The 14,193-nt window shown below is 54.3% G+C and carries 8 protein-coding genes; 3 read left to right on the top strand and 5 right to left on the bottom strand.

What is annotated here, in order from left to right; translation table 11 throughout:
* Positions 1-8: 8 nt before the first annotated feature.
* From trpS to mutS, 4 genes are all read right to left on the bottom strand, one after another.
* A complete protein-coding gene (gene trpS / locus AAC086_RS16905) occupies positions 9-1,010 on the bottom strand; it encodes a tryptophan--tRNA ligase (RefSeq protein ID WP_339780432.1) in 1,002 nt (333 codons plus the stop codon).
* 180 nt (positions 1,011-1,190) lie between these two features.
* Complete coding sequence (murJ, locus tag AAC086_RS16900) at positions 1,191-2,741, bottom strand: murein biosynthesis integral membrane protein MurJ (RefSeq protein WP_339780430.1); 1,551 nt, start codon at positions 2,739-2,741, stop codon at positions 1,191-1,193.
* A 403-nt stretch (positions 2,742-3,144) separates the two neighbouring features.
* Positions 3,145-5,889 carry a [protein-PII] uridylyltransferase gene (locus tag AAC086_RS16895; RefSeq protein ID WP_339780429.1) on the bottom strand — a complete coding sequence of 915 codons (2,745 nt, stop codon included), beginning with the start codon at positions 5,887-5,889 and terminating at the stop codon, positions 3,145-3,147.
* Between the two features lie 234 nt (positions 5,890-6,123).
* Positions 6,124-8,844 carry a DNA mismatch repair protein MutS gene (mutS, locus tag AAC086_RS16890; RefSeq protein WP_339780665.1) on the bottom strand — a complete coding sequence of 907 codons (2,721 nt, stop codon included), beginning with the start codon at positions 8,842-8,844 and terminating at the stop codon, positions 6,124-6,126.
* 137 nt (positions 8,845-8,981) lie between these two features.
* On the opposite strand from mutS, the gene AAC086_RS16885 reads away from it, so the two are divergent.
* The 3 genes from AAC086_RS16885 to AAC086_RS16875 all read left to right on the top strand — a co-directional run bounded on the left by AAC086_RS16885 (position 8,982) and on the right by AAC086_RS16875 (position 12,692).
* Complete coding sequence (locus tag AAC086_RS16885) at positions 8,982-9,485, top strand: hypothetical protein (RefSeq protein ID WP_339780427.1); 504 nt, start codon at positions 8,982-8,984, stop codon at positions 9,483-9,485.
* Between the two features lie 332 nt (positions 9,486-9,817).
* Complete coding sequence (locus AAC086_RS16880; RefSeq protein WP_339780426.1) at positions 9,818-12,085, top strand: NADP-dependent malic enzyme; 2,268 nt, start codon at positions 9,818-9,820, stop codon at positions 12,083-12,085.
* Between the two features lie 154 nt (positions 12,086-12,239).
* Positions 12,240-12,692 (top strand): hypothetical protein, encoded by a 453-nt coding sequence (locus AAC086_RS16875; RefSeq protein ID WP_339780425.1) that lies wholly within the window; start codon positions 12,240-12,242, stop codon positions 12,690-12,692.
* Positions 12,693-12,815: 123 nt separating this feature from the next.
* Here AAC086_RS16875 and AAC086_RS16870 read toward each other — a convergent pair whose 3' ends face one another.
* The gene (locus AAC086_RS16870) at positions 12,816-13,805 is read right to left on the bottom strand and encodes a glucosaminidase domain-containing protein (RefSeq protein ID WP_339780423.1); all 990 of its coding nucleotides are present in this window, start codon (positions 13,803-13,805) and stop codon (positions 12,816-12,818) included.
* Between the last annotated feature and the right edge of the window lie 388 nt (positions 13,806-14,193).

Raw genomic sequence — 14,193 nt, 5'->3', positions numbered from 1 at the left:
GTAAAAGATCAGCTATTGAGAAAGCCGACAATTTCCTTAACGTCGCGCAGGATCGGTTGCGCAATGGCGTTGGCGCGTTCTGCACCTTTGGCCAATGCGGCATCGATATAGGCGGTATCGTTTTTCAGCCGCGCCATTTCCTGGGTGATCGGGGCCAGTTTTTCCACCACCACATCGGTCAGGGCCTGCTTGAAACCGGAAAACTGCGTGCCGCCATGGTCGGCCAGCACATCGGCAACCGGTTTGTCGAGCAGGGCCGCATAGATCGTTACCAGATTGCGGGCTTCGGGGCGCCCGTCGAGACCTTCTGCCTCGGAAGGCAGCGGTTCGGCATCGGTTTTGGCCTTGCGGATTTTTTTCGCCAGCGTATCGGCATCGTCCGTCATGTTGATACGGGCCATATCCGAGGTATCGGATTTGGACATTTTTTTTGTACCGTCGCGCAGAGACATCACCCGCGTTGCTGGGCCCAGAATAAGCGGTTCCGGTGTGGGAAAGAATCCTTCGGCATTGAAGTCATTGTTGAATTTGATCGCGATATCGCGGGTCAGTTCAAGATGCTGCTTCTGGTCTTCGCCAACCGGCACATGGGTGGCCTTATAGGCCAGAATGTCAGCCGCCATCAGGCTGGGATAGGCATACAGGCCCAGCGATGCATTTTCGCGGTGCTTGCCAGCCTTTTCCTTGAACTGGGTCATACGGTTTAACCAGCCGATCCGCGCCACACAGTTAAAAATCCATGCCAGTTCGGCATGAGCGGAAACCTGGCTTTGGTTAAACAGAATGTGTTTTTCCGGATCAATGCCCGACGCAATCATGCTGGCGGCGAGTTCGCGGATGTTGGAGCGCAATTCGGTCGGGTCTTGCCACACGGTGATGGCATGCATATCGACGACGCAATAAATGCACTCAAAGTCGTTCTGAAGGGAAACCCAGTTACGGATCGCGCCAAGATAGTTGCCAAGATGAAGATTGCCGGTGGGCTGTGCGCCCGAAAAAACACGTTGCATGTGTATATCGCCCGTTTCAGGAAGGTTCAAAAAAGGTCCGCTTGCTCCGCCAGGTTGTGGACACCCGCCGGCGGACGAGCAAACGAACAGAGCGCGGAGTTAAGCCCTCCGGCGCAGACAGGTCAAGCGGCTTGTCGCCAATCGGGGAAAAATGCGTCCTGCCGGGGGGATAGCGGCTTTTCAGGCAGGATTGCCACGCCGCAGGGTTGATTTTAATTCGCGAAAACTGGCTGCACCGCTTAATTGGGCGATCACGGCGTAAATCACCATGCCGGTCATCACGATTCCGGCCATGGTCATCATGCGGATTATCGCGCTGCTTTGTGCATCCCACAGGGTGAAAATGGCGGCCCACAATGTGACGCCCATGAGTGCGGATGACAGGAAAATAAGCGGAATACGGCGTTTTAACCGGGGGTCAAGGACCAGATGTTTGCGTTTATGCAGGGTAATGCCCAGCGACACCGCATTGATCCAGGATGACACCGCCGTGGCTGCCGCAATGCCCAAATGGCCAAAGAACGGCATTAAAACAACGATCATGCCAATATTAAGCACCATGCAGGTAATGCCGATGCGGATCGGGGTTTTGGTATCTTCACGGGCAAAAAAGCCAGGGGCCAAGACCTTGACCAGCACCGATGCCGGCAAGCCACAGGCAAAAATGGTAAGTGCCATACCGGTCGCGCTGGTTTCACTGGCGGTAAAGGCGCCGCGCTGAAACAGAACATTAATGATCGGAATGCCCATAACCGCCAGGGCAACCGCCGCGGGCAATGTCAGCAACAGGGCAATTTCAATGCCACGGTTCTGGCTATACATCGCAACAGACGGGTCTTTGCCCTGTAACTGGCGCGACAGGGTGGGCAGCATGGCGGTGCCAATGGCAATGCCAATAACCCCTAGCGGCAATTGATGAACCCGATCCGCATAATAAAGCCAGGAAACCGCGCCGTCCGATACCATCGAGGCCAGCATGGTATCAACCAGCAAATTCAGCTGGTACACACCAACCCCGATCATGCCCGGTATCATGCGTTTGCCCAGCAATTTTACCTTGTCGTCAAGCCGTGGCATTTGCAGGCGAATGGCAAATCCGGCCCGTTTGCACGCAATGACCAGCCACACAAACTGGCCAATCCCGGCCATCATCACCCCCCATGCCAGCGCATGGGACGGTGTTTGCGTGATCGGGCTTAGGCCTAACAAGGCACCAATCATGAAAATATTTAAAACCACCGGTGCGGCGGCGGCGGCGGCATAGCGATGCAAGGTATTTAAAATGCCCGACATCAGGGCGACGGCTGAAATAAATGCCAGATAGGGAAACGTGATGCGCGCCAATTCGATGGAAAGGTGGAATTTTTCCGGGTCCTCGGAAAAGCCCGGCGCAAATACCAGCATCGCCCACGGCATGATGATTTCAATAATCGCCACGAGAAACCCGGTAATCACCACCATAATCGACAGGGCATTGGCAGCAAAATCGCGGGCTTCTTCAATGCCGCGTTTTTCAATATCCCCGGCCAATAACGGAATGAAGGCAACTGAAAAGGCACCTTCACCAAACAGGCGGCGAAACAGGTTGGGAAATTTGAAGGCGACAAAAAACGCATCGGCCATACCGCCAGCACCCAGCATTGCGGCGATCAGAATGTCGCGGGCAAACCCCAGCAAACGTGACAGCAGGGTAAAGCCACTGACGGTAGCAATTGAACGAACAAGCGACATGGTGTTCTAAATCCAACGGTTCCTGGAGGTCTGGGTTCTATTAAAGGAAACATGCTCGGCGGGGAATGACCACGCGTTTCAGCCGCGACAGTGCCACTGGAAGGTGAATGAAACGGTAATTTTCCGGGCGATGGCAACAGGTCACCATAAATATTTATGTCTTGTGATGGCTGTCACAGGTTACCTTGCCGGTTTTGTTGTATTTTAATAATTCTAGGTTTAGTTGGGACACGAGCACTTGGAATTTTCAGTGACGAGAGCAAAAAACAGGGACCCTCGACCTGTTGGCTTTGAGCAAGTCTAATCCGTAAACTGCGGATATCGGTTGGTGGTGATACCCTTGCTCTCGTCATGTGCTCGCGTTATCGCGTTATCTCGTTTCGTGTCGGCCTGTCACGAAACCTTATTGATAATCGCTTTTCAGAATGTCTGTCAGGGTTTCCTTGATCTGGACAAACTTGTTCCGGCTATCGATTTTCAGGCCGAAAATATCTTTTACGTAAAAAACGTCTACGGCGCGCTCGCCAAATGTTGAAATGCGGGCCGAGGCAATTTGCAGGGACAAGTCCCGCAGGGCCCGGGTGATGTCATAGAGCAATCCTTGTCGATCGCGCGCGGTGATTTCGATAACCGTGTGGGTACGACTGGCCTTGTTATCAATGATGACGTTGGGTTCCACCGTGAATACGGCTGTGCGCGCCTTGTTATCAACAACCTGGCGTTTTTTGATTTCGCTACTGGGGCGCAATTGCCCGGAAATAACCTCTTCCAGGGTTTTGCGCAGTTTTGCGATGCGGCCTTTGTCGTTAAAGGCTTCGCCATTGGCATCCTGAATCCAGAAGGTATCAAGCGCCATGCCGTCGCTAAGGGTCAGGATTTTTGCATCGACAATGCTGGCACCACATACCGCCATTGCCCCGGCAATTTGCGAAAACAGGCCGGGATGGTCGGTGGTATGCACCGTGATTTCGGTGGCATCCATGTCGGTTTCAATGCGGGTATTAATGGTAATTTCCGCGCCTGATTTTTTGGCATCACGGGTTAGTTCAGCGTGGCGCACCTGGGTTTCGGTATCAAAGCTCAGCCAGTAGGACGGATAGCCGCGCTCGATGAAATCCTCGATATCCTGTGCGTCCCAGCCTGTCAGGGCTTCGCGGACCTTGTTTTGGGCGCGCGCCACCCGCGAATCGCGGTTGTCGGCATTCAGCCCGCCCGATAACAAATCATCGGTGGCGTAATAAAGCTCGCGCAGAAGGCTTGCCTTCCAGCCATTCCAGATATTGGGGCCCACGGCGCGAATGTCGGCCACTGTCAGGCATAGCAACAAACGCAGGCGTTCTTGCGACTGCACCAGGTCGCCAAAGGCCCGAATGGTGGTAGGGTCGTTTAAATCGCGTTTAAATGCGGTGGCACTCATCCATAAATGCGCCTTGACCAGCCACGCCACTGTTTCGGTATCGGCCGGGCTAAGCCCCAGGCGCGGACACAGCCTTTCGGCGACCTCGGCCCCCAGTTCGGAGTGATCGCCCCCGCGGCCCTTGGCAATATCGTGCAACAGCACGGCAACATAAAGAACCTGACGGGAAATCACTTTGTGAATGACCGATGTTGCCACCGGGGCTTCTTCGGCAAGGTCGCCACATTCGATCTGATTAAGGATCCCAATGGCACGGATGGTGTGCTCGTCCACGGTGTAGGTATGGTACATGTCGTACTGCATTTGCGCGACGACTCGGCCAAAATCGGGGACAAAGCGGCCCAAAACACCAGCTTCGTTCATTTTGCGCAGGGGGATGTCGGGTGTGATCTTGTGGGTCAGGATTTTCAGGAAAACGGCATTGGCTGCCGGGTCCCTTTGCAAATTCTGGTCAATCAGCTGCAAATTTTGCGTCACCCAGCGCAGGCTTTCGGGATGAATGCCGACACCGTTTTGATGGGCCACCAGAAAAAGCTGCAACATTTGGATCGGGTCATCGCGAAAGACATCGCGGCTTTCAACGGCGAGGCGGTCATTGCGTAATTGAAAGCCTTCAATTTCCTTGTTGCCAAAAAAGCGGGACGGAAACCGGATCAGCGGGCGGCGTTGATGGCGTTCTTCCAGGGCAGCACAGAAAATGCGCGTCAGATTGCCCACATGTTTGACCATCAGGTAATAGTGTTTCATAAAGCGTTCAACGCCACTGGCACCGGCGTGGTCGGTATAGCCAAGATGGGCGGCAATTTCGCTTTGCATGTCAAATGTCAGGCGGTCTTCGGGGCGGTCCGAGAGGTAATGCAACCAGCAGCGCACCGACCATAAAAAGTTTTGCGCCTTTAAAAACCCCTGGGCTTCTTTTTTGGTCAGAACCCGTTGATCCACCAGTTCCATCGGTGTGTTGACACGATACAGATATTTGCCAATCCAGAACAATGTATGCAGGTCGCGCAGCCCGCCTTTGCCATCCTTGACGTTGGGTTCAACCACATAACGCGAATCGCCCATGCGAATATGGCGATCATCGCGTTCATTCAGTTTGGCTTCAATAAATTCAATGCCGCTGCTTTTGACCAGTTCGTCCATGAAACGGGTACGGAACTGGTCATAAATGGCCTCATCGCCCCAAACATACCGGCTTTCGAGCAGGTTGGTCCGAATGGTGATGTCCTGCCTGGCCATGCGCAGGCAATCCTCGACCGACCGGGTGGCATGGCCAACCTTCAGCCCCAGATCCCACAGCATATAAAGGATATATTCAACAACCTGTTCGCCGTGCGCGGTTTGTTTGTAGGGAAACAAAAACAGGATATCGACATCGGAATGCGGCGCCATATCCCCCCGGCCATAACCGCCCACGGCGACAACCGACATGCGTTGTTCCTTGGTCGGGTTATGCAGCGGATAAACAAATTCCACGGCGTAATCATGGATCAGACGCACGATCTGATCGATCAGAAAACTATAGGAAAAGACCGCATTGTGCCCGGAATTGCTGGCTTCAAAGCGCGCACGGATTTCATCGCGGCCATGTTGCAGCGTGTCTTTCAGACAGCGCAAAATAGCCGCCCGTTGCTTGACCTGTTTTAAATCGCTGTCCCGGCTAATATCGCCAAGTTTGCTGTAAACGGTGCGGCGGTCGATAATATCACGCTGGTTTTTAACTTTTAGCATAATGGAATGCGGTGTCCTTGGTCCGGGGTCCGGGCTTGCAGATAACAGGCTCGATTTTGGTGCAGGGCAGGCACGTTTTTGGCCGTAGGGAAGCAATATCGGGGCGATATTTGCGTGCCATGCCCCGTATTACCAGCAAAATATTTGGCAGTTTGCCCTTTTATATATCTGGCAAAAAACCGTTTTTTCCAGTGTTTGCCGGTAAAACAATTGTGCGCTCGCAGGTTGCCCCGATCAGGAGGTCGTCTGTTTTTGCAAGTCGCGCAACCGGTAAAGGGCATCTAGCGCATCGCGCGGCGACATATTGTCGGGGTCCATATCCTGGACTGCCCCTAACAGGGCCTTTTGCGGTTCTGACAGGGCCGGGGCCGATGCTTTTTCTTCTTTTTCCACCTGGGCCATGGCGGCGGCAAACAGCGGTAAATCGTCGGCCAGTTTGGCAACGCCGCTGCCTTGCTGCCCTTTTTCCAGGGTTTTAAGCACCTGTTCGGCCCGTTTGATCACGGCCTTGGGCAACCCGGCCAACTGGGCCACATGAATCCCATAGGACCGATCGGCACTGCCCGGCCCAACTTCATGCAAAAACACCACTTCACCCTGCCATTCCTTGATCAGCATGGTGTGGCACGATAAATGGTCCAGCTTGGCGGCAAGGGCAGTCAGTTCGTGATAATGGGTGGCAAAAAGCCCCCGACATTTGTTAACTTCATGCAGGTTTTCCACCACCGCCCAAGCGATAGACAGCCCGTCAAAGGTGGATGTTCCCCGACCAATTTCGTCCAAAATCACCAGAGACCGGTCGGTTGCCTGATTGATGATGGCGGCGGTTTCAACCATTTCGACCATAAAGGTAGATCGCCCGCGCGCTAAATCATCGGCAGCGCCGACACGCGAAAATAACCGGTCGATGGCACCGATACGGGCGGATTGCGCAGGCACAAAAGCCCCAATTTGCGCCATCACGGCGATTAACGCATTTTGCCGCAAAAAGGTCGATTTACCCGCCATGTTGGGGCCGGTAATCAGCCACAGTTTTTGTTCGTCTTCCAGCCGGCAATCGTTGGCAACAAAGGGCGATTCGCCTGCATTGCGCAAGGCGGCCTCGACCACCGGGTGCCGACCGGCGCAAATATCAAACGACAGGCTGTTATCAATGACCGGGCGCACACAATTCTGGTCCCGGGCCAGTTCTGCCAGGGATGATGATACATCCAGCCCGGCCAATGCCTGGGCACAGCGGGCAATCGGGTCGGCATGGGCCAGAACCGACGTCACCAGATCGGCAAACAGGTCCAGCTCCAGCGCCATCGCCTGATCACCGGCCTTGGAAACCTTGCTTTCAAGTTCTGACAGGGCAACGGTGGTAAACCGCACCGCATTGGCCATGGTCTGGCGATGAATAAATTCATCGACCTCCATCATTTTGTCGCCCTGCTTGGCCGGAACCTCGATAAAATAGCCCAGAACGTTATTGTGTTTGACCTTCAGGCTGCTAATCGCGGTTTGTTCGGTATAGCGGGCCTGCAAATTGGCGATCAGCTTTTTGCTTTCGCTTGAAAGCATACGCAATTCATCAAGCGGCGGGTGATAGCCCGCCGCGATAAAGCCGCCATCGCGTGCCATCAGGGGCAGGCTTTCGGCCAGTGCCCGGCGCAGCAAATCGACCAGATCGCTGTGATGCCCCATTTCCGATAAATGGTCGTTCAGTGACGCGGGCAGGGTATCAAGGCTGTTGCCTGCCGGATGATCCAGCAAATTGCGAATCGCAAAGGCACAGGCCAATCCATCGCGTAAGGATGCCAGATCACGCGGGCCCCCCCGGCCAATTGACAGGCGTGAAAGCGCACGTTCAATATCGGGGCATTCGGCCAGGGCCGCACGCAAATCGGTGCGCAAATCATCGTGGTCATGAAAATAGCTGACCAGATCAAGGCGGCGATTGATGCTGTCGGCCTCGGTCAACGGGGCGGATAAGCGGGCGGCCAGCAACCGTGCCCCGGCCCCGGTGCGGGTGCGATCAATCACCGATAACAGCGATCCCTTGCGCTCGCCGGTTTGGGTCTGGGTCAGTTCCAGGCTGCGCCGGGTCGCGGCATCAATTTCCATCGCTGCCCCCTGTGCCATCCGTGTCGGCGGCGACAGGCGTGGCATCTGGCCTTTCTGGGTCAGCTCAATATAGTCAATGAGCGCACCGGCCGCCGAAAGTTCGGCGGTTTCAAATCCGCCAAAGGCATCAAGGGCGGCCACATCATAGAGTTTTTTCAGGCGCAATTCGGCATTGGCCGGGTCAAACCGGGCGGCGGGCTGCGGGGTGATGATGTTTTTATAGTCGTTATACAGGTCGAATATTTCCGGGCGGTTCAATAACCGGTCGGAAATCAGAACTTCGCCGGGGTCAAGCCGGGCAAGGGCAGCCCCCAAACCGGCCAGGGTGCAGGGCTGAACAAAAAAATCACCGGTCGAAATATCCAGCCAGGCCACCCCCATTTTGCCGCGCACATCGGCAATGGCAGCCAGGTAATTATGGCGCCGCGCATCAAGCAGGCTGTCTTCGGTCAGGGTGCCAGGCGTGATCAGGCGCACCACATCGCGTTTGACCACCGATTTTGCGCCGCGCTTTTTGGCTTCGGCGGGGTCTTCCATCTGTTCGCACACGGCGACGCGAAACCCCTTGCGGATCAAACGCTGCAAATAGGTTTCATGGCTATGAACCGGAACCCCGGCCATGGGAATATCGTTTCCCTGATGTTTTCCCCGTTTTGTCAGGGCAATATCAAGGGCTTCGGCGGCTTTGACGGCATCGTCAAAAAACAGCTCGTAAAAGTCGCCCATACGATAAAACAGCAGGCAATCCTGATATTGTTCCTTCAGTTCAAGGAACTGAACCATCATCGGGGTTGCGCCATCGCGGTTAAAATCGGGTGCGGTCATGGTTTTGTCGGTTGATCCGGGCATCTTGTTCATGGAAGCCTTGATAGCAAACCCGGCCGGACTTGGCGAGGGGGGCCGTTATTTTGCCCTAAAGTTTTGCAATATATGATAAAATACTTGTATGAATTTCTATCGGACCAGTGACCCAGGAGAAAATATCAATGTCTGAAGAACACATCACGGCCCAGGTGCCGGAACTGGTCGGCCTGTTTAATACCAAAGAATCGTTTGATGCAGCCGTACGTGCCCTGACCGAAGCCGGATTTTCCCATATCGATCTGTCAGCTCTTAGCACGCATGAAACAATCGATGTGGCAGGCAAAGAAGGGCAGTCATGGTCAGACGTGTTGACGGCCATGTTTGGCGAAGTCAAATACGAGGTGCCCTTGGTGGCATCGGGGGCGATTGCCCTGTTTGGCGGGGCGGCAACCGCCGCCCTGGCACTGGCGATTGGCGCGGGTGTTGGCACCATGGCCCTGACCGATTTTATCGGCGAAGTCACCTCGACCCCGCATACCGAGGATTTCGCCAAAGCCCTTGAAGCCGGTGCCGTCGCCCTTTGGGTGCGACTGGACCCGGAACATGCTGCCGCCGAAGCCAAAGCCCGCGAGATTTTCGCCCGGAATGGTGCGAAGGATGTTCATATTCATAAGGCCGAAGAATAACCAGGCCAGGATTTGCCTTGATGGCGCTTTGAATTTGCCCTGATATCAGGATATTGGGGCGGATATCCAAACCATCGTAATAAACAGGCAAAGGCGTTTCGCGGGTCGGAACGCCTTTTTCTATGGGAAACCGGCGGATACCGGACCGGGTTTCCCCAAAATGCTGCGGCGCAACATATGGAAAAGATTGGGAAAATTTGATTTTTCATCAACTGGTCCTTTGACCAGCGTGCGGAACCCTGATTTATTAGATGGTTCCCTCAGGCAGTCCCACAATCTGTTTGCGGGTTCACAGCTTTCCTCACCCACCATGCAAGCATCAGTGAAGACATATGGAAGAAAAAGAAATCAAGGTTCGTGACCGTGAAGCGCTGCTGTTTCATTCAAGTGGCCGCCCCGGAAAAATCGAAATTACCGCCTCCAAACCGCTGACCACCCAGCGAGATTTGTCTTTGGCATATTCGCCCGGCGTTGCCGTGCCCTGTCTGGAAATTGCCAAAAACCCGGCCACCGCCTACGACTACACATCCAAGGGCAACCTGGTTGCCGTCATTTCCAACGGCACAGCCGTTCTTGGGCTTGGCAATCTGGGTGCATTGGCGTCCAAGCCGGTGATGGAAGGCAAGGCGGTTTTGTTTAAACGCTTTGCCGACGTTGACGGGATGGACCTGGAAGTGTCGACCGAAGACGTCGACGAGTTCGTTAATTGCGTGCGGTTTTTAGGGGCAACATTTGGCGGAATTAACCTTGAAGACATCAAGGCACCCGAATGTTTCATCATTGAAAGCCGCCTGCGCGAGATTATGGATATTCCGGTTTTCCATGATGATCAGCACGGCACGGCGATTATTGCCGCATCGGGCCTTATCAATGCCTGCGATCTGACGGGGCGTAACCTGGCTGATATCAAGCTGGTGGTGAACGGTGCCGGTGCGGCCGCCATTGCCGTGGCAGCCCTGGTCAAAAGCATGGGGGTGACGCCGGATAATGTTATCATGTGTGATTCACGCGGTGTCATTTACAAGGGCCGCGAAGATGGCATGAACCAGTGGAAATCGGCCCATGCCGCCGATACTGATGCCCGGACCCTGGAAGATGCCATGCAAGGGGCGGATGCCGTATTTGGCCTGTCGGTCAAAGGGGCGATTACGCCTTCCATGGTCAAAAGCATGGCCAAACAGCCGATTATCTTTGCCATGGCCAATCCGGACCCGGAAATTTCGCCCGAAGATGTCGCCGCCATTCGCAGCGATGCCATTTGTGCCACGGGCCGGTCCGATTACCCCAACCAGATCAATAATGTGTTGGGTTTTCCCTATATTTTCCGGGGTGCGCTTGATGTTCAGGCATCGACCATCAACGAGGAAATGAAAATTGCGGCCGCCAATGCCGTGGCCGCATTGGCACGCGAGGATGTGCCCGATGAAGTGGCTGCAGCCTATTCGGGGCGTCGTTTGCAATATGGCCCGGAATATATCATTCCGGCCCCGTTTGATCCGCGCCTGATCATTGCGATCCCCAAGGCCGTTGCCCAGGCCGCGATGGATAGTGGCGTTGCCCGCAAGCCGATTTTTGATATGGGCGAGTATGAAAACCAGTTGCGCAGCCGTCTTGACCCGACAGCGGCCCATTTGCAGCTGATTTCTGATTATGTGCGTGCACATCCCAAACGGATCGCCTTTGCCGAAGGCGAAGAAGAAACCGTTATTCGTGCTGCTGCCGCGTTCCGCAATTCCGGTTATGGCACTCCTGTTCTGGTGGGGCGTGAAGACCGTATTCTGGAAACCGCGAAACTGTTGGGCATTGAAAGCCTGGACGGGGTTGAAATTACCAACGCGGCCCTGATCAATGACAATCGTAAATATGCTGAATTTTTATATCAGCGTTTGCAGCGCAAGGGCTATTTGTGGCGCGATTGTCAACGCATGGTAAACCAGAAACGCAACGTGTTTGCGGCGGCCATGGTGGCGATGGGGCAGGCCGATGGCATGATTACCGGGCTGACGCGGAATTTTAACCGCAGCTTTGCTGATATCAGTACCGTGATTGATGCCAAGGACGGTGAAATTCCGATGGGCCTGTCGATTGCGATTGCCAAGGGCCGGACGGTGTTTATTGCCGATACCCGCGTTCATGACGAGCCTGATGCCGAACAACTGGCTGAAATTGCCATTCAGGCCGCCAAGAAAGCCCGTCAGCTGGGCCATGAACCGCGTGTGGCGATGATTTCGCATTCCACATTCGGCAATCCCTGGACCAAGGATACCGACCGTATTCGCGAGGCCGTGTCGATTCTGGAAAATTCGGATGTCGATTTCGAATTTGACGGCGATATGAGCGTCGATGTTGCGCTTGATACCGAGCTTTTGAAGCTTTATCCGTTCTGCCGTTTGTCCGGCCCGGCCAATGTTCTGGTGATGCCGGCCCTGCATGCGGCGACCACGGCGTCCAAATTGCTGGGTAAACTTGGCGGTGGTACGGTGATTGGCCCGGTCATGATCGGTCTGGCCAAGCCAGCCCAGATCACCCAGATGGGGGCGACAGTGAATGACCTTGTCAATATGGCGGCCCTTGCTGCGCATGAAGCCGAACATGGCTAAGGCCTGATCCATGTGCCTTGCCGCCTTACAGGCTGTGCGGGGCGAAAAAGATGTGCTTTGATATGGCGGAAATTGGCGAAATCCGATTTCTGCCATATCTGTTTGATAGATAGATGTTACAAATCGCGGACAAAATAAGGAAGGACCAAACCGGATGCAGCGTTTTGCCCGTATTTTTGCATTTTTACTGATTTTCCCGGCGCTGGCGGGATGCAATAACGATGTCAAAGCCGAACCTGGCCCCGATGAAATTACCACGGCGGTGATTGAACGTTTTCGCAACGATCCCTATGCCCGGGTCGCCCATGTTGAAAATGTCCATAAAACCAACAGTGTCAGCACAGGTGATGGCGTGGTGACCGTTATGGTCAGCTATGACATGGTTTTTGATCGCAGCATTTCGGAATTTGCCGATGATGTGGTTAAACAAGGCAAACAGGCCGAAAACCTTGATGCGGCGGGGGCGGCTGCCCGTGATGCGGTGGATGTGTTGAAAATGAAGATGCTGGCCCTTAAGGAAGGGGGCTTCACCGTGGGCGACCGGCGCGGTGTCAGCAACGAGATCCGTTTGGTGAAGTCTGAAAAAGGCTGGATCTATCGGCCATAATGTTTTGGGCAATGCCGGAGGCATGGTCCGTTCAAGAAAGCTTTTTTGCCCGTTTTATCACTAACGAGGTGCCCTGTCTGGCACCCCGTTAGTGGTTTGTGTCGTTCTGTTTTTTGACGCCATTTAACCTTGCAGTGATGCCAGCAAATTGGGCGGCGGCGGTACATCGTCCACCGCGAATTTCATGCCATCAAGCGTATCAAGGTCATTGGCCTTCATGATCAAGTGCAGCGACTGAACGTAATCTTCGCCGCGTTCGGAATATTTGATCAGGGTTTTGGCAAGTTCCCAACCGGTAATATCACTTCCCTGGGCCCGAAGGTTGGCGCGATCTTCACGCAGGGCTTCGTAGGCGGGGTGGGAATTGATATTAACGGCATAGGCCCGGACCGAATCCATCAGCGTATCAAACGCCTTGATGACATGGGTTTTACCCATTTCGCGGCCTTCGGGAACAATGCCTTCTTCCTCGTTATAGGCCCACTGGCCAAACAGGGCATTGCCTTTGCGCACAAACCGCGATGTTCCCCAGCCACTTTCTTCGGCCGATTGCGCCAGAATAAGCGAAGGCGGAATAATGTCGATGCGTTCAAGCAGGGCGGCAATGCCACCGCCGTCAACGCGATACCGTTTCATCATTTTCTCGACCCATTTTTGCTGGGTCGGGGTGGCGGGCACACCGGCATATTCGTTGCTTTGAATGGATAACAGCCGGTCGCGGCGTGCCGCAATTTCCTCGTTTACCCGCAAGGCAAGCGGCAGGATGATGCGCAAAAAGATCTGTTTGCGTTCCGCAACCGAGCTCAGATCGCGCAGGCCCTTGGGCACGCGTTTGATATAGACCCGCGGAATGTTCTCGGCGGTACCGAGTTTGTAATCAATGCTTTTGAAATACTGATCCAGGGCGACCACTTCAGGGTCGCGCTGATAAAGTTTTTTGACCTTGGGTTTTTCCGGTTTCACCGGCACCACAACCGAGGCATCAATCACCATACTTGCCGGTTTGGGGGCGATATCGACACCGCCAAACATCAGCACATACTGCAACCCCACCGCGCCAACAATCGTCGCAAGTGCAATTTTATTGAATGTACCTTGATTTGCGCTATTCATTCATCTCTCTCCAGGATCATTGAACCTGTCCGTTTTCTGCGCGTTAATATCTATGACCGGACCACGGTATCGACGCAATCCGAAAAAACACACACGCCAGAAACCCCTGCGAATGCTTGCGTTGCGTCCCGGGACAACAACACATTGCGGGCGAAAAAGATCGCCAGCGGGGCTGAAATAGTTACGAATCGGTTAATGACGGATGTTTTCATCCTGTTTTTATCGGGTCAAAACACTCTGTTTTGTGCCCGGTGCCTGTCTGGCTACCAGTCGTGGTGTGGTTATTCATACACCATAAAGCATGTTTCCTTTAATATGACCCATTTTGTTTGTTTTTGGCGTGTCGTTTGGCAAGGCACAGCGCGCTGCGCGATGCGGTGCATCGGGC

This window comes from uncultured Thalassospira sp., from assembly GCF_963976115.1.
GTDB lineage: Bacteria > Pseudomonadota > Alphaproteobacteria > Rhodospirillales > Thalassospiraceae > Thalassospira.
Note: the sequence above shows the minus strand (reverse complement) of the source record. Positions and strands in the feature narration are given on the sequence as shown.

Coding starts and splice junctions, on each gene's coding strand:
- trpS (WP_339780432.1), bottom strand. CDS start 1,010: ATGCAACGTGTTTTTTCGGGCGCACAGCCCACCGGCAATCTTCATCTT.
- murJ (WP_339780430.1), bottom strand. CDS start 2,741: ATGTCGCTTGTTCGTTCAATTGCTACCGTCAGTGGCTTTACCCTGCTG.
- AAC086_RS16895 (WP_339780429.1), bottom strand. CDS start 5,889: ATGCTAAAAGTTAAAAACCAGCGTGATATTATCGACCGCCGCACCGTT.
- mutS (WP_339780665.1), bottom strand. CDS start 8,844: ATGCCCGGATCAACCGACAAAACCATGACCGCACCCGATTTTAACCGC.
- AAC086_RS16885 (WP_339780427.1), top strand. CDS start 8,982: ATGTCTGAAGAACACATCACGGCCCAGGTGCCGGAACTGGTCGGCCTG.
- AAC086_RS16880 (WP_339780426.1), top strand. CDS start 9,818: ATGGAAGAAAAAGAAATCAAGGTTCGTGACCGTGAAGCGCTGCTGTTT.
- AAC086_RS16875 (WP_339780425.1), top strand. CDS start 12,240: ATGCAGCGTTTTGCCCGTATTTTTGCATTTTTACTGATTTTCCCGGCG.
- AAC086_RS16870 (WP_339780423.1), bottom strand. CDS start 13,805: ATGAATAGCGCAAATCAAGGTACATTCAATAAAATTGCACTTGCGACG.